The following is a 21,500-nucleotide window of genomic DNA, read 5'->3' on the forward strand; positions in this document are numbered from 1 at the left end:
AATCGCCTTTATCATAAATATTAATTACTCTTCCTTTTATAAGGTTTACTTCTGTTGCGTCTTAATTTTGCAAAAATTCTTTAACTTGAAACCACCCTGCAAACCTGATTTTCTTCTTGTTCTTTACCCATTTGAATTCACGAAATTTATATACTAATAATTTTTAGGTCTAATTTTTACAATAAACACTTTTACTGTTTTAGTAATTTGTTAATAACAGGCTGTCTTCAGTAAATTGAGGATTTAAAATCATAATAATACGTACTGATTTTGCTTTTATATATAACTTGATAAATTCTTGTCAATTTGCCAAATAGCAATAAATACTAAACAAGTTGTAAACATTTGTAGTAACTGTAATAATATACTTAATTCCGGTATTAATATAATAATCGGTTGTAATATTATCGGAACCCCGCTGGAAAACATCACTAACCTTATAGAAGTTTGTATTGAGGTTTTATGAGTAAGTAAATTAGCTAAGCTATACACTAACAAAACTATAATACTTCTATCTAATAAGAATGTTACAAACCAAAATAATATAATAACCGGCATACCAAAATAAATAAATAAACTTGGTACATATAATAAATTATCAGCAAAATATTTTTTTATTATTTCAGGAGTTAAAATTACTTCATTTTGTTTGAATATCTCAGAATAGTTAACAGTACTTGGAAAATTTTTCTTAGTATTGGCCACAATTAAATTTATCCTAAGCTTATTCTCTTCAAGTACAAACGGTATCTTGCTTTTTTCTTTGTTAGAAACTTGATTTTTTGTATCAATGACGACTATTTTATTGTTATTTTTACTAAATAAATATATAGGCTCTACTTCTTCAACTGAAATTTTTGAATTATTATATTTAATTACTGGTAATTGATTGATAATATATTCAATATTATCTGTAACTTTTGAGGATTGTATTCCGTTAAAATAATCTTTTAAAGTTATTATGTAATTTAATATAAAAATACAATAAATTATTGACGGAATAAAAGATATGGTCAATAAATATCTTATTCCGTATCCTTGATAGTTTTTATATACATTTTTATAAAACTCTATAGAGCTAACGGATAGCCATAATTGACGGAATAATGTAGTTACGCCTTCTAATATAAATGATAATAAATACATGTATAAGTAATTTATTTAAGTTTTTCAACCTCTTCCTTATTTCATCAGATGTGAGGTAACTATTAAGTCAGTTTTTAAACTAGCATTGATTTAAATTTTGCTACAATAATCTTTTTGTCTTTTAATTTCACCTATATGTTGTTCGATACCTTACTGGTCCAAGTAATATGCTTATACTTCACATATCATGTTTCAGTATTTAAATTGTAATTTAAGTATTTAAACTATTTGTATTATATCATTTTGACTAGCTGTGGTCAAAGTGTAGAATAAAATATAACGCTATATAATTAATCCCTATATTAATTTCAGCAAATACAGGAAAAAGATCGGCTATTTCTTATTATTTTTTATCAATTCTCGTTTTATGAATATGCTTCATAAAAAATTGTAAAATTCTGAATTATGCACTTTCTTTTAATTTATCATCAAAAATTTCATCAACATTAATCAGCTGATAATCACTAATCCAAATAGCTTTTACTAATTCACTATTTTCAAATAATACCAATAAATTTAAAGGAACATTATATTTTTGCCATTATATAAATACTAAAGGATATATGAAAGAACATTTTTTATTACTGTCATCTCATATTCATCAATATTTTAACATATACTTAAGTAAACAAAAAGCCATATACACAATCATGGGTTTACTTTGATATCATAACAATAAAAATAAATAGCCGACTTCACCATCAAATTTAGCAGTAATATATCCAATATAAATTTCTTAAGATTAGGCCCTATAAAACTATCCTTTTCCATTTTAAGAATTTCTATAGAAAATAAAGCTTTTATATGCGGCGGTAAATACATTTCAAAAAACTCTTTAGCAACTATAGAGTTTTTCAAATGCACTACGTACTATCTCATCATTTTACGTTTTTAAACTATTAGTATATATATAAAGAGGTAATTTTAATTAGAGGGAGTTTTGAAGTTCAATATTATATATAAGTTTGTTGATAAAAAATGATTTATTTACTAATATCTATATTTCCATAAATAATATTAGTTTCATATGCTACTGCTACTTCCCGAAATAACTTTAATTATAATAGCACTTTTAGGACAGTTTTTTGCCATAATAATACCAAATAAACATAGAATTATTTCTAATATCATTATTTTCTTATGCATATTATCACTTTTTCTTACCTTTCAGTATTCAAGCTATGAAGGAGTATGGCACTCATTTGCTACTGGAATAAACATCGGTATTAGTCAAAGCATAGTATTACTATTCACTATTGTATCCATAATTATATACCGTGATTACTCTGTGCTTGCCGGCGAAAAATTAAAGTGTGAATTTATTACTTTGATATTATTATCAGCTATAGGTATTTTTGTTGCAATTTCATCACAGAACTTTCTATTATTATTCTGCGGTATGGAGCTTACTGCTTTAACTTCATATACACTTGCAGGATTCAAATTAAATGATATTAAATCATCGGAAGGTGCTTTAAAATATTTTATCTTGGGTAGTTTAGTGAGCTGTTTATCATTATTTGGGATTTCATTTATATATGGCTTTGGTGGAAGCTTACAATTTGAAGACATTTTATATAAGCTAAATAATTCTTCTTCAACAAACCTTGGTTTAATAATTGGTATTGTATTATTTTTAAGCAGCATTTTCTTTAAACTCTCAAGCGTTCCACTTCATTTTTGGGCACCTGACGTATATGAAGGATCCCCAATAGCGTCAGTTACTTATTTTACTGCTGCTTCTAAAATCGGTATGGTTACCGTTTTATTAAATATTAGCAAGTTCATTATAGGTGATTATCATCCTATTAATTATAACTTAATAAAGATCATTGCTATATTATCTATGCTGTTTGGATCTTTTGGGGGTATTCGCCAAACTTCTTTAAAAAGATTAATGGCCTATAGCACTATTCTAAATATCGGTTATATACTAATTGGCGTTCTTCTGCATAATCAAGCAGGATATAAAGCAGCTCTACTATATATTCTAATATATGCGGTAGGAAGTATAGGATTTTTTACTTGCTTAATTATGTTACTTGGTAAAGATGCAGATAAAGCTAGTTTTAAAACCATACGAGGAATTGCAAAGAACCATAAAGCTATAGCTGCCGTAATTAGCATAGTTATGTTTTCAATGATTGGAATCCCTCCTCTGACAGGATTTTTTGGTAAGTATTACCTTTTTTACCAAGCAATTAATCAAGAAGAATTTGCATTAGCTTATTGTGGTATTTTTACCAGTGTAGTTGCTGCTTTGTATTATCTTAAAGTAGTAAAAGCCATGTATTTTTCTAAAAAGATTGAACTACTTAAGCTACCAACACAATATGGACTTTTACTGATTAATTACTTAGTTGTAGGATTCTTGTTGCTTGGTTCGTTTATTATCTCACTTTAGCTTTGCTTTCTTTAGATTTAAGAGGTTTGGTGTTAACATTAATCAAAGTAGTTTTTGTCGGGTTCATAACCTTTTCTTTTAGATTATTTATATGTTTTAGATCTTCTTCATCTAATTTTAATAAATCTTGATCCTTCTTTTTCACTTTTTTAGCTAGACCTAATTGACTTGGATTAACACTAACAATATAATCTGCTCCAACTTCTTGCCTGAATTTTGCTAGAACATCTACATATTCTCTGTTTGCATCTACATTTATCCTTACTGATTTTTGTTCTGGTTCTTTTTTTATTTTTACTGTATCAGAAAAATCAGTTAATTTTCTTTCATATTTAATATCTTCATTTAAACTTTTTATTGTCTTTATTAAATGTTTTTTTGCACTATCCCTAACACCGAGTATTTCTAAAATTCTTGCAAAATCAGTAGTAACTTTATTTCTTAATTTAATTTTTTCTTTTTTTCTTGTTTCATAATTAAGAATTTTCTTAAAATAATCAGGATATTCTTTCATTAATGCTTTTAATGCTTGCTCTTTCACTTCGTAATAAGGAAAACTATATTTTTTAGAGATTAAACTATTTATTTTAATTTCTAAGCCGTATTCCTTTAAGGACTCTTGCCTTTTTTTCATTATATCTATTAAACTAGCCTTAATTTCTTCAGGCGTTATTTCTTGAGATCTTTTATTATTAAATTTCTTTGGCATCGCTTGTTTTGCAAATTCTGCAATTGCTTCATTACTATAATATTTAGTTAATTCATCAAAACTTTTATTAATAGTTTTGCTTAAATCAATTTTAGAGACTGCAAGTAAGCTATCAGCAAATTGAGTATTTTTGTTTCTTAAACTAGAGGGAAATTCTCTAAAATGGTTAGTAGGACCAAATCCCGGCAAATGTCTAGCTCTTGAATTCGGGTAGATATTATTTGTTAAATTATCAAAACTACCAGCAAAATCAATTCTTACTAATTTAGGTAAAGTATTTGGATTTTCTTGGTCTCTGATCACTCCTATATTTCCAACATGTACATCAAAATCACCGATCAATAAACTTGCCGACATAATTTTTTCAAAGTTCTGATACTTAATTTCCTTAAAAGCATTTTCGAAGGTTCTAAATAATTTATTTCGAGTCCCCATAAAAAGTGGTCTACCACTGTCTTTTCTAAACCAAGCACTTGGCTTAGTTTTAGCAGACATATGTTTATCCATGTCCACATACATATCGCTAATATAGTTCTCAATAAACTCAGATTTGACATATATTTGCGAATCAATAGCTTTAGATTTATTTAAATTATCAGGACTAATTAAATTAACCTTTGCTCCATTTCCAGGAGTTATAACTTTAAAAATTTGGGACCCTAAAAACTCGGCTATATTTTTTGAGATTGAATCCTCTTTTTTTATCATCGCCGTAATTTTACCATCCGAGCTTTGATATACGCCACCATACTCTCCTGCCTCATTAGCTCCACCTCCTTTAGGCCTTAACAAATTCCAACCTTTAAATACTGATTTCGTATTTTGCCTCATCATGGACTCTTTAATGATTTAAATAAAATTGATAATTTTGATATAATTTAAAATATATAATTCATTTTATATCAAGGGCAGATGCCGTTTTTCTAATTAATTTTACTGTTCTTTAATATTTCAGCTACTTCAAGAGCTGCGTAGGTAAATATAGCAATTGCTCCTGCTCGTTTAAAACTAGTTAATGATTCAATTATGGCTCTCTCCCAGTCAATCGCCCCTGCTTCAGCTGCAAATTTTAACATTGCATATTCTCCGCTAACCTGATATGCTAAAATCCTAGCGTTAAAATTATTTGCTGCTTCATGAATAACATCTAAAAACGGCATACCTGGTTTAACCATTACCATGTCAGCTCCTTCAGCTATATCGTGTTCAATTTCAAGCATTGCTTCCTTAATATTACGCACATCCATTTGATAGCTTGATTTATCTAAATAACGCTTTTTGTTACTCCTAACTGCATCGCGAAACGGACCATAAAAGCTTGAAGCATATTTAGCAGCATAAGCAAGAATTCCAACATTTATAAAACCCTCTTTGTCAAGATATTCCCTTATAGCTCCAATTCTTCCATCCATCATATCGGAAGGTGCAACAATATCTGCCCCTGCTTTTGCAAGCACTAGTGCTTGATTACACAATGCCTTTACTGATTTCTCATTATCAACTTCCCCATTATGCACAATACCGTCATGACAATGTGTGGTATAAGGATCAAGTGCTACATCGCATATTATACCAATATCAATATTGGCGTTTTTGATGCTTCTAATAGTTCTACATATTAAATTATCTAAATTATAAGCCTCATCGGCATTTTCACTTTTTAGACTTTGATCAATACTAGAAAATAATGCAATAGCATTAATACCAATCTCTGCTGCTCTTTTAGTCGTCTCTACTATTTGATCAATCGATAAACGATATATACCAGGCATAGTCTTAATTTCTTGTTTTGCATTATGCCCATCAATGACAAATAAAGGTAGTACTAAATCATTGATTGATAAATTACTTTCAGCTATTAACTCCCTAAGCCAAAATGCTTTTCTATTTCTTCTAAGTCTAACAAGAGGGTACATAAAATCCATATCTCATTTTAATTAATAGCTCTATATCTTATAGTAAAAATGTTGCAATACAAAAAGAAATTTTGCTTATAAGCTATAAAATAGAAGCAAAATAATGAAAATAAAAACATGGGTTAAATTATATAAATAAATATATGAGTTTAACATGGCACAAGATAATATTCTAAAATCAGTAACATATTAAAGAGTGGAAAAAATAACTATGTCAAGTAATCCACTAGAAAATAAAAACCAGCTGTTCCTACAAAACCTACTTCTGAACAAATAAAAGCATGGGATAAAGCACATAAAAAATAGACTGATTTAACTGCACATTCCAAAGCACCTACACTTAAATATAGTTTGTCGATATCCTATCATAAGCAAGTTGAAAACCAAAAGCTATAAAGGCTATTACTCTTTCAAAACCGTTTCCAGAAGAAACTCATAAAAAACAATCTAATTTAACCGTACAAGAAAAAATAGAGAAATTTTTAAAGATCATCATACTGATACCAAAGATGGTTTTATTCTGGAATTTAGCCGATAAGGATTAAGCAGTTTTAGGCAGGAAAACGTCTTAACGTTACTGTTAAAGCTTATTAACAACCATTAGGATGACTAATAAAACCAATTAGGAGTACCTAAAAAAGAGGTTATTTCTTTTATAGAAGTGATATAATAAAAAAATCACCCACATAAAGATTTAACCAATCCACATTATAAAGCACCTACAGCACATAAATTATCTGATATAATTGATAACCTTAGAGAATTAATAATGATTATATAATCGCTAATTTAAAACAAAGTAGAAAATACATTGAATTTAAAGAAAAAATAAATAAGATTTAATAATAAATACAATTCAGCTACTATAGCTAAAGTTAAAATAGAATTGAAAGAAGTATGTAAATGGTGTAAAGAAACTACAAAAATGAGTAATACTATTATTTGACCAAATATTGGTAATTTTATACAAAATTCTTTTACGTGAGATATAAGCTAAAACTGCTTTTTATAAAAATTCTACTCAAAAATCTCTTACCTAATACTGCTTATGATGCATCTCATGTGCCACCATCGAATAATAATAAAGGAGCAAAATATAGAAGCTAGGTTCGTGAACACAATTTAATAAAAGTTCTTAGGATCAATATCTATTTTGATCTGACAAAAAGATGGAATCTTTATAAGACTTAGCCAAAATTTTAAATATTTCTGCAAATTAAATTTCTTATCTACTATAATAAGTATTCGGTAGCGATATTTACCGGCAAGCTTTGACATTAATGAGCTTGCCGGTCCTAAAATTTTCACGTTTGCTTTTGGTGCAATTCTGACCATATTCTTAGCAATTTCTAAAATTTTATGTTCACTGGAACCTGATAAAATTACCGATGCCATTTTAGAAAATGGCGGCATATCTGCTGATTTTCTTATTTCAAGTTCATTTGCAAAAAAACTATCTTCATAACCAACTTTAACATAACTAAAAATTATATTATCAGGATAATAACTTTGTAAATATACCACACCTTTACTATCACCCCTCCCCGCTCTGCCACCTACTTGATGTAGTAACTGGAAAGTTCGCTCAGATGCTCTAAGATCGGCATTATTACTACCAAGGTCAGCATCTATTACTCCCACTAAAGTAAGATTTGGGAAGTGATAACCTTTCGTTATCATTTGTGTCCCTATTAATATATCAATTTCTAAATTTGCCATTTGATACAAAAGCTGTGCTATTTTTTCAGAATTTTTAGCATGATCTTTACTTACAACGGCAATTTGACTCTCAGGAAAAAGTACTTTTGCTTCCTCTTCGATTCTCTCTATACCAGGACCACAAATAGTTAATGTTTCATCTTCTAGACATTCAGGACAAGAACTAAAAATTTTACTTTGATAACCACAATGGTGACATTCAAGTTTTTTAGTCGCTTTATGTACTACCATCCAGCTAGAACAATATTTGCAGGTAAATCTATAACCACAAACTTTGCAGAGCATTAGTGGAGCATAACCCCTCCTATTAAGGAATAATAATGTTTGCTTTTTATTAGCTAAATTAGCTTTTATAGCTTCTATAAGAACCTTAGATAAATAGGAATTCTTAGGTAGCTTCTCTTTAGTCATGTCGATCATTTCTATAGTCGGTAAATCAGCATTTTTATATCTATTAATTAAAGTAATTAAATGATATTTCCCTAAATCCACATTATACATCGTTTCAATAGACGGCGTTGCCGAACATAAAACAATTTGTGCTTTATCAAATATACCTCTGACGATAGCAGCATCCCTAGCATTATATAATATTCCATCATCTTGTTTATAAGATTCATCATGTTCTTCATCAATTACTATTAGACCCAAATTTTTAAAAGGTAGAAATACACTACTTCTAGCCCCAATTACTACTTTAACTTTATCGCTTAATATGCCCCTTAAAATCATTTTCTTTTGAGCTTTCGTAACGCTAGAATTCCATATTATAGGTTCAAATCCAAAACGCTCTATAAAACGATTAATAATTTGTGTACTAAGTGCAATTTCAGGCAGCATAATAAGCACTTGTTTACCTTTTGCTAAGTAATCTGCTATTAAATGAAAATATATTTCCGTTTTACCAGAGCCAGTAACACCTTTAATAACTACCGGCTTATTACTTTCATTTAAGACTGCTACTGCTTGTTTCTGTTCTACCGATAAATTAGGTAATATAAAATCGTTATTTACTTTTTGTTCTTTAATTTTTATAGGTTTTGCAGCAATATCTATAGGTAATACTAACTTGGCTATACTACCAAGCTCTGACATATAGTATACACTCATCCATTTAATTAATTCTAAAACTGCTGAATTAATATTTAAGTTTAGAGATACTTTCGTATGAATAGTTTTTAATTTTTGTATTTCAGAATCTGATGTAAGCCCCCATACTATACCAGTTAATTCCTTATTTCTAAAAGGCACTATGACAAGATCACCTATATTTAGAGATAAATCTTTAGGAATTAAATAATCTAACGGAAATAATTTTGCTACCGGTAACAATATTTTTGCTATTTGCATATATTAATGTATTGTATAATTTTTTTATTATATACTAAACTTATAAATTATAAAAACTTAGATGAATAAAGAAAAAAAGATCATTATAGCAATTTCTGGAGCCTCAGGAGCAATATACGGTATTCGTTTACTTGAAATACTAAAGTATCAAAATATTGAAACTCATTTAGTTATTTCAGAGGGAGCAGCTCTTACTATAAAAGCTGAAACCACATATTCTATAGAAGTAATAAAAAATTTAGCAAATTATTATTATGATAATCAAGATTTAGGAGCTACTATCTCTAGCGGCTCTTTTAAAACTGCAGGCACTATAATAGCACCCTGTAGTATGAAGACCTTAGCAAGTATTGCTCACTCAATGGAGGATACTTTAATTAGTAGAGTAGCAGGTGTTGTACTTAAAGACAAAAGAAAACTTATTTTAATGACTCGTGAAACTCCACTGCATATAGGACATTTAGAAAATATGCTAAAAGTAGCGAGTTACGGAGGAATTATAGCACCACCCATGCCGGCTTTTTATAATAACCCTACAAGTATAGATGATATAGTAAATCATTCCGTTACTAGAGTTTTAGATTTTTTTGATATTGAAACTAACTTAATTAAACGCTGGGGTAGCATTTAATGCAAATTAGTGAATAAAATAACAATAGTACTAATTAGTATAGTACGTGTAGTATATAGTTATATGTTATTTTATGATTAGGTATATATGATAAAGTGCTAAAATAACTAAAAATGGCAAAATTTCTCTTCCAACAATTATCTTTAAAAAAAGGTGGTAAGGTAATATTTGCTGCTCTCTTGACTCTAATTAAAAATAAAACTGTGAATATAAAATTGGAAAAACTCTTAGGAAATGGTATATATGTCTTCTGTTAATGTATCCGAAATAACAGGAATCTTTCTAAAATCTGAAATGTCACTTCACGCATGTAAAGATAAAGATTCTATAGAACCGTTAATTAATTACGTTATTAACTTCAATCAAGCACAATATGTCTTGCTGCTTATATTAAAAGCAGATCAGCCACTTAGGTTTATCACTTGAAGATCGAGTTTGTGTTAGGTTTGGTTTAACTACAGACTATCCTATATACTATATATACTGCAGATAAAGCTTCTGCTAATGTGCAATAAGATTTTAAAATTATACTTATTCGTTAATTATATAAATCAACCAAAATGGAACATAATAAAATAAACAACGATAAAAATATAGATACTAATGAAGAAACAGATATTCCCATCCCAAGGGTTTTACCTTCAAATATTCAAGCAGAGCAAATGCTACTTGGAGCAATTATAACCAATAATGAATTACTAAATTACGTGTCAGAATTTTTACGTTTAGAGCATTTCTTTGAACCTATTCATCAAAAAATTTATAATGCAATTAACGCAATTACTGAGAAAGGACTGATAGCTACACCTATTACTTTACGTAGTATGTTAACTCAAGATGAACTATTTCAAAAAATAGAAGGATCAGAGTATTTAGCAAAATTGATAACCATGTCAATGATGGTAATAAATCCAATTGATTATGGTAAAATAATATATGATTTAGCAATAAAGCGTAATTTAATAAATATCGGTGAAGAAGTAGTAAATAATGCCTATAATTCTTCATTAGAAGTTGAAGCAAAGGAACAGATTGAACATGCCGAAGCTAAACTTTATGATTTAGCTAGCCAAAGCTTAAACGAAAAGAGTTTTACTAAAATCGGTATTTCTATTTCAGAATCACTAGCTAGCATCAATAGAGCTATGAAAAATAATGATCATGTAATCGGTATATCTACCGGTTTGATTGATCTAGATAATAAATTATTCGGCTTTCATAATTCTGATCTTATAATTCTTGCAGGACGTCCGTCAATGGGTAAAACAGCATTTGCTATAAATCTTGCACTGAATGCATGTAATAATATGCGTCTTAAGAATATTCGCGATAATCAAGAAATTCAGTCGGTAGGTTTTTTCTCGTTAGAAATGTCCTCAGAACAACTAACCATGCGTCTACTTTCAATGTGCACAGAAATTGATTCGACTTCTCTTCGCACAGGAATTCTAAGTGAAGAAAAATATAACCGTCTTCGTAAGGAAGCAAATACTTTATCAGAATTACATTTTTTTATCGATGATACCCCTGCTCTATCTATTTCCGCTATAAGAACAAGAGCTAGAAGAATGAAACGCAAGCATAATCTCGGTATATTATTTATAGATTATTTACAATTAATTAGAGGAGTAAGTAAATCTGAAAACAGAGTTAGCGAAATTGCAGAAATAACCCAAGGTTTAAAAGCAATAGCAAAAGAGTTAAATATTCCAGTTATTGCATTATCTCAACTTTCAAGAGCAGTAGAACTGCGTGAGGACAAAAAACCTATGCTATCCGATCTTCGAGAATCAGGAACTATAGAACAAGATGCAGATATAGTAATGTTTATTTACCGTGAAGAATATTATTTAACTAGAAAAGAACCGGCAGCAGGCGATGCGAAACATGCAGAATGGTTAGATAAGCTCAACAAAGTATATAATATTGCCGATATAATTGTTGCAAAACATCGTAACGGACCAGTGGGAAATGTTTCGCTTTACTATGATAGTCAATATTCTAAATTTAGTAATTTAGAGCAAAGGACTTTTAACGCTGTTTAAATTATTTCATTAAAATTTTTGTGTCTTTTATTTTTTCTACCCATCTTATTGCTTTATCAAGTAGCTTATTATTATTTTTACTATAAATCCACATCGCATTATCAGACACGAATCTGCCGCCAGACTCTATATGTTATAGCAACACCATTTAAGGTTTAAATTTTAATCTGTTTTTATGCATATTTCTTTCCTAGAAATATTGGCTAGTTATTTCCCAATTGTTTAATTGTTTTGTATTATTTGCTACTATCAATAATATTTAATAGAAGTTACTATATTAATAAATTCATAGCCCATTAATAAGTATTCTGACAATTACACATATAATAATTAGAGTTTTTGCAACTTAGAATAATAAAATTTTTTTTATCTTTGCTTTTACAACAGCTCAGCCAGTAATAAAATTGCAATTACATACTGGCCAGATCCTAAAAGGGTAATAAAAGCATTCGGTACTACTACTGCTACAATAATAAGCTGGCAATATTACTAGTAATAATAGAAACGGTCATGTTACGGAATTACCACATTCGGTATCACATTCATAAATATAGTTTTAAGGGAATCGCATAGACCTACCACTACTCCCAAATACTGATGTAGCAATAGCAAGAGTTAAAATTATCTAAACTAATAATTATACGGACTGCCATTTTGCTATATTACTTAATTAATTCTCTGACTTCTACATTACTTGCAATCATTTATTGATAAAATGTTGGATTATTATGATTGATGTAATACAATTATAATTATAATACTACTACAGGAAGTAAGCTTCCAAATAAAATACCTTCTTTAACATTTTTGTTACAATAACTAGTTAAGAGGTATGGAAGATTAATTGAAATCCAAATGCAGTAAAAACTACCCTAAGTTACTACACAACCCACCCATATAGATATTGCTTTTGGTGAGAATAACGGTGAGATAATACCAATTAATCATGGCAACAAGTCCAATAACTAAAATTGCAATTATGATAAGTAATCAGATAAATAGCACAGGATTTATATAATTTACTCACTTTATAGGATGCTAATAATAACTATACCATGCTCCTCTATATTAAGTTATTTGTATTTAAAAGCTAACCACCTCTGTAATATTGAAGGACCTCTGTATAAATACTGCAAGTAAAGCATATGAAAGGAGCTTAAGGCTTACCAAATTGTCCTAAACAATATTTTCCCAGTATTCCAAGTGTTTCATGCCTTTATCAGCTTGAATATTAAACTCTAAATTAATTAAAGAAGTTATTATCAATTTCAATATTATAACTAATACTATAGGCAGTGCTATACAAACCTGATATGAACAGGATTGAACCAATAAGTTTTTACATAATTTAATGAAATTTAGATTAAAGCAAAAAGACTAAATTTCTGCTAAAAAGAAAATCAGAATTTTAAAGAATAAAAAGTTTTTAATCAATAAAATTAACATTTTATATAATTTTGTTAAAAATATGTAATTTATATTAATAATTAAGGTCAAATTATTAATATTGCTTTTTAATAGCATTTTTATATATTTTTATTGAAATTTATCTATATTTAAAAATGCAGAGATTAGCAAAAGTAATTAGTAATTCAGGAGTTTGTTCTAGACGTGATGCTGAAAAGCTGATAGCTGAAGGACAAGTAAAAGTAAACGGCATTACAATTTTAGCACCGGCTACAAATGTTGATATTAGTAATCAAATTGAAGTATCAGGCATATTAATCAATCAATTACAAAAACCACGGCTTTGGATCTATTACAAGCCTGTCGGTTTAATTACTACTCATAAAGACCCTTTATCTCGTAAAACTGTGTTTGAGAACTTAACTGGTTTACCTCGTGTAATTTCAGTAGGTAGATTAGATTTAAATAGTGAAGGTTTGTTATTACTAACTAATAGCGGTGATTTAGCAAGACAGTTTGAATTACCGTCAAATAAGCTAAAGCGAATATATCATGTCAGGGCATACGGACAGCATGATTTTCTACTAAAAAATGATTATAAAAATTTAGAAATTAATGGGATATTTTATAATCCCTATTCAATAAAATTACTTAGGGGAAATAATACTAACTCCTGGTTTGAAATAGTTTTATTTGAAGGCAAAAATCGTGAAATTAGAAGAATATTCGAGTATTTTGGACTAAAAGTTAATAAATTAATTAGGGTTCAATATGGTAATTTTACAATAGGTAATCTAAAACCTGGAGATTATAAAGAAATAACTAAAAAATACTGGAGCAATAATTAGTAATATGTTATATTAATGCATTTTAACTAATCATATAAAAACATATGACAAATTTTAATATATATATATGTGCAGAAAAAGACTTAAATGATTACCTTGAGTATATAAAAGATAATACTAATGTTTCACTAAATGATTTTATCAAAAATACCCATTTCTCTAATGAGAAGGACAAAATTGTTATTGCTAGTTTAGCAGATCAAGAGATCAATGATAGAGATTTAACGAATGCTAATTTGCAAGGTACAATACTAACAGACACCGTATTTAGTAATTGTAATTTAACAAATACCATATTATGTGATTCAGATTTAACAAATGTAAAATTTAATGATTGTAAATTTATCGGTACTGACTTTAGAGGGGCAAATCTTCATTATACAGATTTTAATTATAAAGATTATGATTATAATAACTATAAAATCCCTAACCTAAAAGATAAAATACGAGATATAAAACTATCTTTTTCAGATCTTGCAAGATTAAATAAATACATAGATAAAGATTTAGAAAAAGAACGTATTAAAGAAATAATTATAGACGAAGTTACAAACAAAAAAAAATATATTTTAGCTGGGGAAGATGAAAAAACTTTATTGGAAGTTAAATCAAAAGAGCTAAAAACTACACAAGCAGAGTTAGAAAATTTAAAGAAAAACTTAGATAATCCTGGGATTGTTACCAATCTTTTAAATACTTTGTGGAATAGTGCAGAAACTATTGCTCAAAACCAACAAAATGAACTAGCTAAAATTAATCTATTACAGCAGAAAGTAAATAAATTAGAAACTGAGATACATTCTTTAGATAATCTTAGAATGTTCTGTGGTAAGGGTCTAGATGGTATTTTAGAACAACTAAAAGATGAAAAAATAGAAGTAACACTAGATCCGTCATATATTATAGGTTCGACTGCCAAAGAACGAGATATATCGAAAAAATATATAAAATTAACTTCTCAAGAATTTGATCTATATTTAGCTGAAGCAACAAAACAATCTGATACCAAATTATCGCTTACCGAATTTGTTAGAAAGCAAAAACACCTTTCAGAAGATATACATATAATCCCTGATCTTTCAGAAATTGATTTATCAGATAAAACTCTCACTAATCTTAACCTGAAGAATACATTATTTGCTTCAGCTAACTTAGAGAATATTAAAATCTTAAATTGTAACCTAGATTTTACTAATTTTGAAGGAGCTAATTTACAAAATGCTGTTTTTCAAAATGTTACAGCTCGTAACGCAGGATTTCTTTTTGCTAATCTTAAAAAGAGCAAAATTGAAAATAGTGATATGTCGAGAAGCTATATGCCTAAAATAGATTTATCTGAAGCAGAGGTAACAAATAGCAAATTTAATGCGGTTATGATGGTTAATGCCGATGCTGAAAAGTTTGTTATTACAGATTCAGAATGGAACAATTCTAATCTTACCGGTATATCGCTTGCTTATGCAGATATGCAAAGAGTTCAAATGCAGGGAGTAGTTTTAAATAATGCACTTCTAGATCAAGCAAATATCGTTTCTACTAATCTTGAAAATGCTTTTATGAATAACGCACATGTGTTAGCAGCAAAATTCAAAGAGGAATGTAAAATGAAAAGCATCACTGCAAGAAATACCTATTTTAGTGATACTGAATTTGAAAATATATTATCTTTAGAAGAAGCAGATTTAAGAAATGCTATTATGGAAAGAGTTAATCTTGTTAATGCTAATATGAGCAGGGCCTTACTTGATAAAGCAAATCTTGAATATGCTAACCTTACCAACGCTATACTTACTGATGCAAGTGCACAATTTGCTAAGTTAAGTAATGCTACTTTAGAAAAAGCTGAAGCTGAAGGATTAAATATGTCGGATGCTATTGCTAAAAATATTAATGCTAAGGAAGCTAATTTTAAAAATGCAATAATGAAGCGAGCTGACCTTACAAAAGCTAATTTAGAAAAAGCGACACTTGAAAATGCTGATATGCAAGCAGCAGCAGCACTTGATGCTATATTTAAAGAAGCCACTTTAAAACAAGCAAATCTAAAAGCAGCAAATCTAGCTAGAATAAATAAAGAAGGTGCAGATTTTGATCAAGCAAAGAGTGACAATGCTACAAAGATGCATGATACTAAAGGTAAAGCTAAAGGGAATTTAGAGCATTATGATAAAGACGATAAAAGAACATCTGTAAATGTTAACAAACATGCTAAATTACAAGATAAAATTCATGCAAGAGAAAAAAGCAGTTGGTTCCTGAAAACAAAAATGGGACAGCTTTGTGCAAAAATTGCAAGAAGTACTATATCAGGAATCAGCAGCATAACAAATTTTTTAGCAAGTAAAAATTTTTTAGTAGGGGTGGCAATAGTAGTGGGAATTGCATTAGCAGCCGCACCTTTCATAACAATGCCTGGGTTATTAGTCACTGGCACGACACTAACTACTAAAGCTGTCATTCTAGGAGCCAGTATTTTGGCCAGTGGAGCAATTGCTACTGGAATATATAAATTGACCCAAAAACCTTTACGCAATATTCACAAATCATGTGAAAATTTGACTAGCAGTATAGATAAATATATCCCACAGCATTATGAAAATATTGATAAGTTAGTAACAGAAAAGCAACAATCTAGACAAAAAGCCGAAACAGAAAAAGTTAAAGCGAGAGAAAAAAATTTAAATAATGTAAATAATAATATTGATAAAGCTAAAGAACAAGATGTTTTAAAACAGATACAAAATAACTTAAACCAAGTAATACCAAAAGTAGAAATAGCAAAGCAAGATAACACGGTAGAAAGACAACAAATAAAATCTAGTACATTCGCAGCAAAATTTAAGCCTAACAATAAGCACAAAGGATTCGCTGCAACAATAAAAGATGAACAAAAAAATCAAGATCAAAAAAGGAACATATTAATAACTCAATAAGTGTTAAAAATAATATCTGGTAAATATAGAAACAAAATTATACCTACCGCTAAAAATATCAAATATCGACCTTCCACCGGTAAGCTCAAAGAGGCAATGTTTAGTATATTAACCTCCGGCGAGTTTACCGATAATAAATTATTTAATGCAAATACTCACATACTTGATTTATTTGCTGGTAGCGGAAACCTTGCTTTTGAGAGTCTATCAAGAGGGGCCGGTCTTGCCACATTAATTGACATTGATCCGTATTCATTAAAAATAGCAGAAGACTTTGCTAAATCTCTAAATATTGAAAATGAAATTCATTTTGTTCATCTTAATGCCTTAAATCTACCGAAAGCAAATAAAGCTTTTGATCTTGTATTTATCGATCCTCCTTATCATAAGGATATAGTACCTAAAGTAATGAAGTTATTGATAAAAAATAACTGGCTTAAAGACGGTACTATCATAGTTATTGAGATGGCTAAACTAGATGAATATGTTTTAAATGAAAATATTGAAATTATACGTAAAAAACTATATGGTAAGAGTAAATTATTGATTTTAAGATATACAAAATGAAAGGTTGGTAGACAAAAATCAACTGGGGTAAGAGGGCAAGGAGTTCACAGATAACGAGCAGAGCTTATACTTCTTAAATAAGTAAGCACCATAGCACGACGTAGCCAGTTTTGAAGTTCTATTCTGAGTACACAATGACCAAAGACAAAAAGCATTATATATGTTCTAATTGTGGAAACATTAATCCTAAATGGTCAGGGCAATGCTTTGATTGCGGTGTATGGGGCAGTATTGTTGAAGAGCTAGTCAGTTCAAATAAAACAATTGTTAAAATAGGTAGCAAACAAGATTTCGATAAGCTGTCCGGTAATGTAGCCAAGCAGTTACACATCCCTACCCCTATAGGCGAATTAAATAGTGTACTTGGTGGAGGTTTAGTGCTGGGCTCTGCTATATTAATAGGAGGTGACCCTGGTATAGGTAAATCTACTTTATTACTGCAGTTAGTAGCAAGTAACTTTGCATCAAAGATGAATTGCTTATATATCACGGGTGAAGAATCATTAGATCAAATAAAATTAAGAGCTATAAGACTCAATCTAACCAATTATAACACAAATATTTTAGCAGATACTAATTTGGAAGATATTATTACAAGTATAGAAGCTAATAAAAATAATATTGATTTAGTAGTGATTGATTCTATTCAAACAATTACGACAAGAGAATTATCTTCACCTCCAGGTACTGTTTCGCAAATTCGTACATGTGCAAATGCACTAGTTAATTATGCTAAGCAAAATAATATAATTATCCTGTTAAGCTGTCATGTAACTAAAGACGGGCAGCTAGCAGGCCCTAAAATACTTGAGCATTTAGTTGATACTGTATTATATTTTGAGGGAGAGCATAATAACCATTTCCGTATTTTACGTTCATATAAAAATCGTTTTGGCGATGTGGGAGCAATAGGAGTATTTGAGATGAGCAGCAGTGGACTTATTGAAGTAACAAATCCGTCTAAACTATTTTTAATGAAGCGAGAGCAGAATGTTATAGGTACGTCTATTTTTGCAGGAATTGAAGGCTCAAGACCGTTACTTATGGAAGTACAAACCCTCATAGTACCCTCAAATATGGTAACTCCTAGACGCTCCGCAGTTGGGTGGGATGCTAACAGGTTATCAATGATACTTGCCGTACTTATTAGTAGGATAGGACTTAATCTTACTAATTATGAAGTATATTTAAGCATTGCGGGTGGCCTTAAAATTACCGATCCTGCTTCAGACCTTGCAGTAGCAGCGAGCTTAATATCTTCTGCAACAGGTAATCCTTTACCCGAGCAAAGTGTCTTCTTCGGCGAAATAAGCTTATCAGGTGAAATAAGAAAAACTGCAAAAACAGAAACAAGAATAAAAGAAGCTATAAAGCTTGGATTTAATAAAATTATCTGCTCTAAACTTGAAAATTTAACTTATGACTTTATATATTCTGTATCACATTTAAAGGACCTACAAGAGATAATTAAATGAGTATAGTTTATGAAATAAGCACTTTAGAAGAAGCACGTGATTTTTTATCTAGTGTAGAAGAAAAACTAATATTAACACATAATGCCTCTAGCGTAAAATATTACGGTATGCTAATAATTGATTATATGTTTAAAACTTTAAGTAGCGAATTTCCTGAAAAAGTGTTAGATCTTACTGTAGATGTAGGAGATGATCATGCCGCTTTATTTACTGCAATTAAACTAGGATATAAGAATATAATATATACAGGTAATTCAAATGCAGTTAGGACATTATTGCTTGAGTTGGAAAAGCGTCCACTGTCATATCATAGCTTGATCAAGTAGTATACGAATATCATTCCTTTGGAAGCGATGGGGGAATCTAGAAAAAAATAATAAAAAACAAAGAAAATTAAAACTTAGTATACAATTTGTTTTAAAACCTGGATTCCCGCCTACGTGGGAATAACCTAGAGAGCTGAAAAATAATATAAAAGAAAACTTAAAATATATAAAGTCAAGAAATATCTTATCTACTAAAAAACTATGAATATCAAAGATATAGGAGTAATAGTTGCTAAAAAACCTTTAAAAGAAAATATCTTTATTATTACAGTTTTTACTAAAAATTATGGTTTATATTCGGGAGTTATAAAAGAATCTTCTAAAAAAAGCAAATTTATATATCAAGAAGGTCATATTGTAGATTTTCTTTGGAAGGCAAGACTGCATGAACATATCGGCATAGCTAAATGTGAACTCATCAAATCTTACACTGGTTATTTTATTACAAATAAAGCTAAATTATATGCCTTTAATTCTGCTATATCTTTAATCAAAGTGGTATTTCATGAAAGAGAAGAAACTTCTAATTTTTTTTCATTTCTAATTAACTATTTAGATAATTTATCAAAAAAATTTTTTTTTCGTGATTATATTAATTTTGAGCTAGCTTTACTTGACATAGCAGGTTATAAACTCGACCTTAGCAAGTGTGCAGTTAGTAATGTAAAACAAGATTTATACTATGTATCACCTAAATCAGGTAGAGCATTATCCTATAAAATAGGAGCACCTTATAAAGATAAATTATTGATTTTACCAAAATTTTTACTTTCAGATAATAGCGAGATTACATTAGAAGAAAAAAGACAAGCTTTAACTCTAACAAACTATTTTTTTAATAGATATTTATTTCATAATAATATACACACTAAAGCACGTCAAACTTTTATGGAGCATATTCTTAATCAGGATCAAGCCGTGACTTGATCCTGGTATCCAAAAAATAACTTATAATATACATTTTAATGCTTTTATCAAATCACGGCATGACAAAAGAATAGTTTATGAAAATACTAGCATTTGACACGACAAATAATACTGCATCGGTAGCAATATCTGAAAATGAAAATATTCTTGCATATATAGAAGAATTACGCCCTTCTATGCAATCAGAAAGTCTAATGCCCATGATAGAAAATGCAATGAAAACAGCTAAATGTTCATATGATGATCTAGATTATTTAGCGGTAACTACCGGTCCTGGTAGCTTTACCGGTATTAGAATAGGTTTAGCTAGTGCTAAAGGTATATTATTTGCCAAGGGAAATATTAAAGCAGTATCAGTGAATAATTTTGAATATGCGTACTTTAGAGCCATAACTCAAGTTAAAAATTACGATAAGATATATGTCTTTTTAAATGCTTACCGCTCACAGCTTTATATGCAAGTTTTTCATAAATCAAAGAAAATAGAAGAGCCGTTATTGATAGATTGTGAGTATGCTATAAAGTTGCTTGCAAATGAGAAAGATAGCATAGTTTGCTGTGGTAATGGACTTAAATTTATACATAATCAAATTATGCATTTACCGAATATAATAACCTTGCCACGTTTTGCACAAGTTAAAGCATTTGTAATTTGTAGATATATTGCTAGTAAGGAGCGATACGGTGGTATAAAGTTAAATCACTCTATCGAACCGCTTTATATACGCCCTCCTGATTCTAAAATAGTTAAAAAAGGATAAGATTTAATCTTAATCCCTAATTAATTTTATCTTCTAAGTCATAGTAAAATTAACATTATACGGCTAGGTTATTATTTTTCCAATTATGATAATCCGAATCAATAATATCAACGATTCTTCTAGACTGTCATCTGAAGCGTGATAAATTATTGTGGCTAGCTATAGCATTTGCAATATTACTCATGATTCTTGCTAAATTCTCATTTGGAAAACGCTTTTGCAAGTTGTCCTGCTCCATAATGATATTTTCAAGCTGTGCATCATATATATTCTCATGTGATATTTTTTAGTTTCTGCTTGACAAGTTCATTTAAAGAAAAAATGGTTTGATATATA

At 29.3% G+C, this 21,500-nt stretch carries 16 protein-coding genes; 11 read left to right on the top strand and 5 right to left on the bottom strand.

Annotated elements, in window-relative coordinates; genetic code table 11:
* Nucleotides 1–276: 276 nt before the first annotated feature.
* Both AAGW17_RS04770 and AAGW17_RS04775 read right to left on the bottom strand, forming a co-directional pair.
* Nucleotides 277–1,146, bottom strand: coding sequence for a DUF1189 family protein (locus tag AAGW17_RS04770; RefSeq protein ID WP_347938859.1), 870 nt, complete (start codon nucleotides 1,144–1,146; stop codon nucleotides 277–279).
* A gap of 648 nt (nucleotides 1,147–1,794) precedes the next feature.
* A complete protein-coding gene (locus tag AAGW17_RS04775; protein WP_347938860.1) occupies nucleotides 1,795–2,004 on the bottom strand; it encodes an Rpn family recombination-promoting nuclease/putative transposase in 210 nt (69 codons plus the stop codon).
* A 169-nt stretch (nucleotides 2,005–2,173) separates the two neighbouring features.
* Here AAGW17_RS04775 and nuoN point away from each other — a divergent pair, with 169 nt between their 5' ends.
* A complete protein-coding gene (gene nuoN, locus AAGW17_RS04780; protein ID WP_347938861.1) occupies nucleotides 2,174–3,550 on the top strand; it encodes an NADH-quinone oxidoreductase subunit NuoN in 1,377 nt (458 codons plus the stop codon).
* Here nuoN and AAGW17_RS04785 read toward each other — a convergent pair.
* The 3 genes from AAGW17_RS04785 to AAGW17_RS04795 form a co-directional block, all read right to left on the bottom strand.
* Complete coding sequence (locus AAGW17_RS04785) at nucleotides 3,537–5,090, bottom strand: hypothetical protein (protein WP_347939428.1); 1,554 nt, start codon at nucleotides 5,088–5,090, stop codon at nucleotides 3,537–3,539. The genes nuoN and AAGW17_RS04785 overlap by 14 nt on opposite strands.
* A gap of 92 nt (nucleotides 5,091–5,182) precedes the next feature.
* Nucleotides 5,183–6,175, bottom strand: a complete 993-nt coding sequence (gene hemB, locus AAGW17_RS04790) for a porphobilinogen synthase (protein ID WP_347939429.1) — start codon at nucleotides 6,173–6,175, stop codon at nucleotides 5,183–5,185.
* A gap of 1,122 nt (nucleotides 6,176–7,297) precedes the next feature.
* Nucleotides 7,298–9,244 (bottom strand): primosomal protein N', encoded by a 1,947-nt coding sequence (locus AAGW17_RS04795; RefSeq protein ID WP_347938862.1) that lies wholly within the window; start codon nucleotides 9,242–9,244, stop codon nucleotides 7,298–7,300.
* 61 nt (nucleotides 9,245–9,305) lie between these two features.
* Between AAGW17_RS04795 and AAGW17_RS04800 the strand changes: the two genes are divergently transcribed.
* From AAGW17_RS04800 to tsaB, 10 genes are all read left to right on the top strand, one after another.
* Nucleotides 9,306–9,875, top strand: a complete 570-nt coding sequence (locus tag AAGW17_RS04800; RefSeq protein ID WP_347938863.1) for a UbiX family flavin prenyltransferase — start codon at nucleotides 9,306–9,308, stop codon at nucleotides 9,873–9,875.
* A gap of 243 nt (nucleotides 9,876–10,118) precedes the next feature.
* Complete coding sequence (locus AAGW17_RS04805) at nucleotides 10,119–10,301, top strand: hypothetical protein (RefSeq protein ID WP_347938864.1); 183 nt, start codon at nucleotides 10,119–10,121, stop codon at nucleotides 10,299–10,301.
* Between the two features lie 134 nt (nucleotides 10,302–10,435).
* On the top strand, nucleotides 10,436–11,920 hold the full coding sequence (locus AAGW17_RS04810; RefSeq protein ID WP_347938865.1) for a replicative DNA helicase: 1,485 nt from the start codon (nucleotides 10,436–10,438) through the stop codon (nucleotides 11,918–11,920).
* Between the two features lie 1,562 nt (nucleotides 11,921–13,482).
* Entirely contained in the window at nucleotides 13,483–14,175 is a 693-nt protein-coding gene (locus AAGW17_RS04815; protein WP_347938866.1) for a pseudouridine synthase, read from the top strand.
* Nucleotides 14,176–14,219: 44 nt separating this feature from the next.
* On the top strand, nucleotides 14,220–17,108 hold the full coding sequence (locus tag AAGW17_RS04820; protein ID WP_347938867.1) for a pentapeptide repeat-containing protein: 2,889 nt from the start codon (nucleotides 14,220–14,222) through the stop codon (nucleotides 17,106–17,108).
* Nucleotides 17,109–17,675, top strand: coding sequence for a 16S rRNA (guanine(966)-N(2))-methyltransferase RsmD (rsmD, locus tag AAGW17_RS04825; RefSeq protein ID WP_347938868.1), 567 nt, complete (start codon nucleotides 17,109–17,111; stop codon nucleotides 17,673–17,675).
* A gap of 134 nt (nucleotides 17,676–17,809) precedes the next feature.
* Nucleotides 17,810–19,150 (top strand): DNA repair protein RadA, encoded by a 1,341-nt coding sequence (gene radA / locus AAGW17_RS04830; RefSeq protein ID WP_347938869.1) that lies wholly within the window; start codon nucleotides 17,810–17,812, stop codon nucleotides 19,148–19,150.
* Nucleotides 19,147–19,476, top strand: coding sequence for a hypothetical protein (locus tag AAGW17_RS04835; RefSeq protein WP_347938870.1), 330 nt, complete (start codon nucleotides 19,147–19,149; stop codon nucleotides 19,474–19,476). The genes radA and AAGW17_RS04835 overlap by 4 nt, the downstream gene beginning before the upstream one ends.
* 201 nt (nucleotides 19,477–19,677) lie before the next feature.
* The gene (recO, locus tag AAGW17_RS04840; protein WP_347938871.1) at nucleotides 19,678–20,403 is read left to right on the top strand and encodes a DNA repair protein RecO; all 726 of its coding nucleotides are present in this window, start codon (nucleotides 19,678–19,680) and stop codon (nucleotides 20,401–20,403) included.
* 77 nt (nucleotides 20,404–20,480) lie between these two features.
* Nucleotides 20,481–21,164, top strand: coding sequence for a tRNA (adenosine(37)-N6)-threonylcarbamoyltransferase complex dimerization subunit type 1 TsaB (gene tsaB / locus AAGW17_RS04845; protein WP_347938872.1), 684 nt, complete (start codon nucleotides 20,481–20,483; stop codon nucleotides 21,162–21,164).
* The last annotated feature ends 336 nt before the right edge of the window (nucleotides 21,165–21,500 follow it).

It is taken from the genome of Rickettsia sp. Oklahoma-10, from assembly GCF_039954865.1.
Classification (GTDB): Bacteria; Pseudomonadota; Alphaproteobacteria; order Rickettsiales; family Rickettsiaceae; genus Rickettsia; species Rickettsia oklahomensis.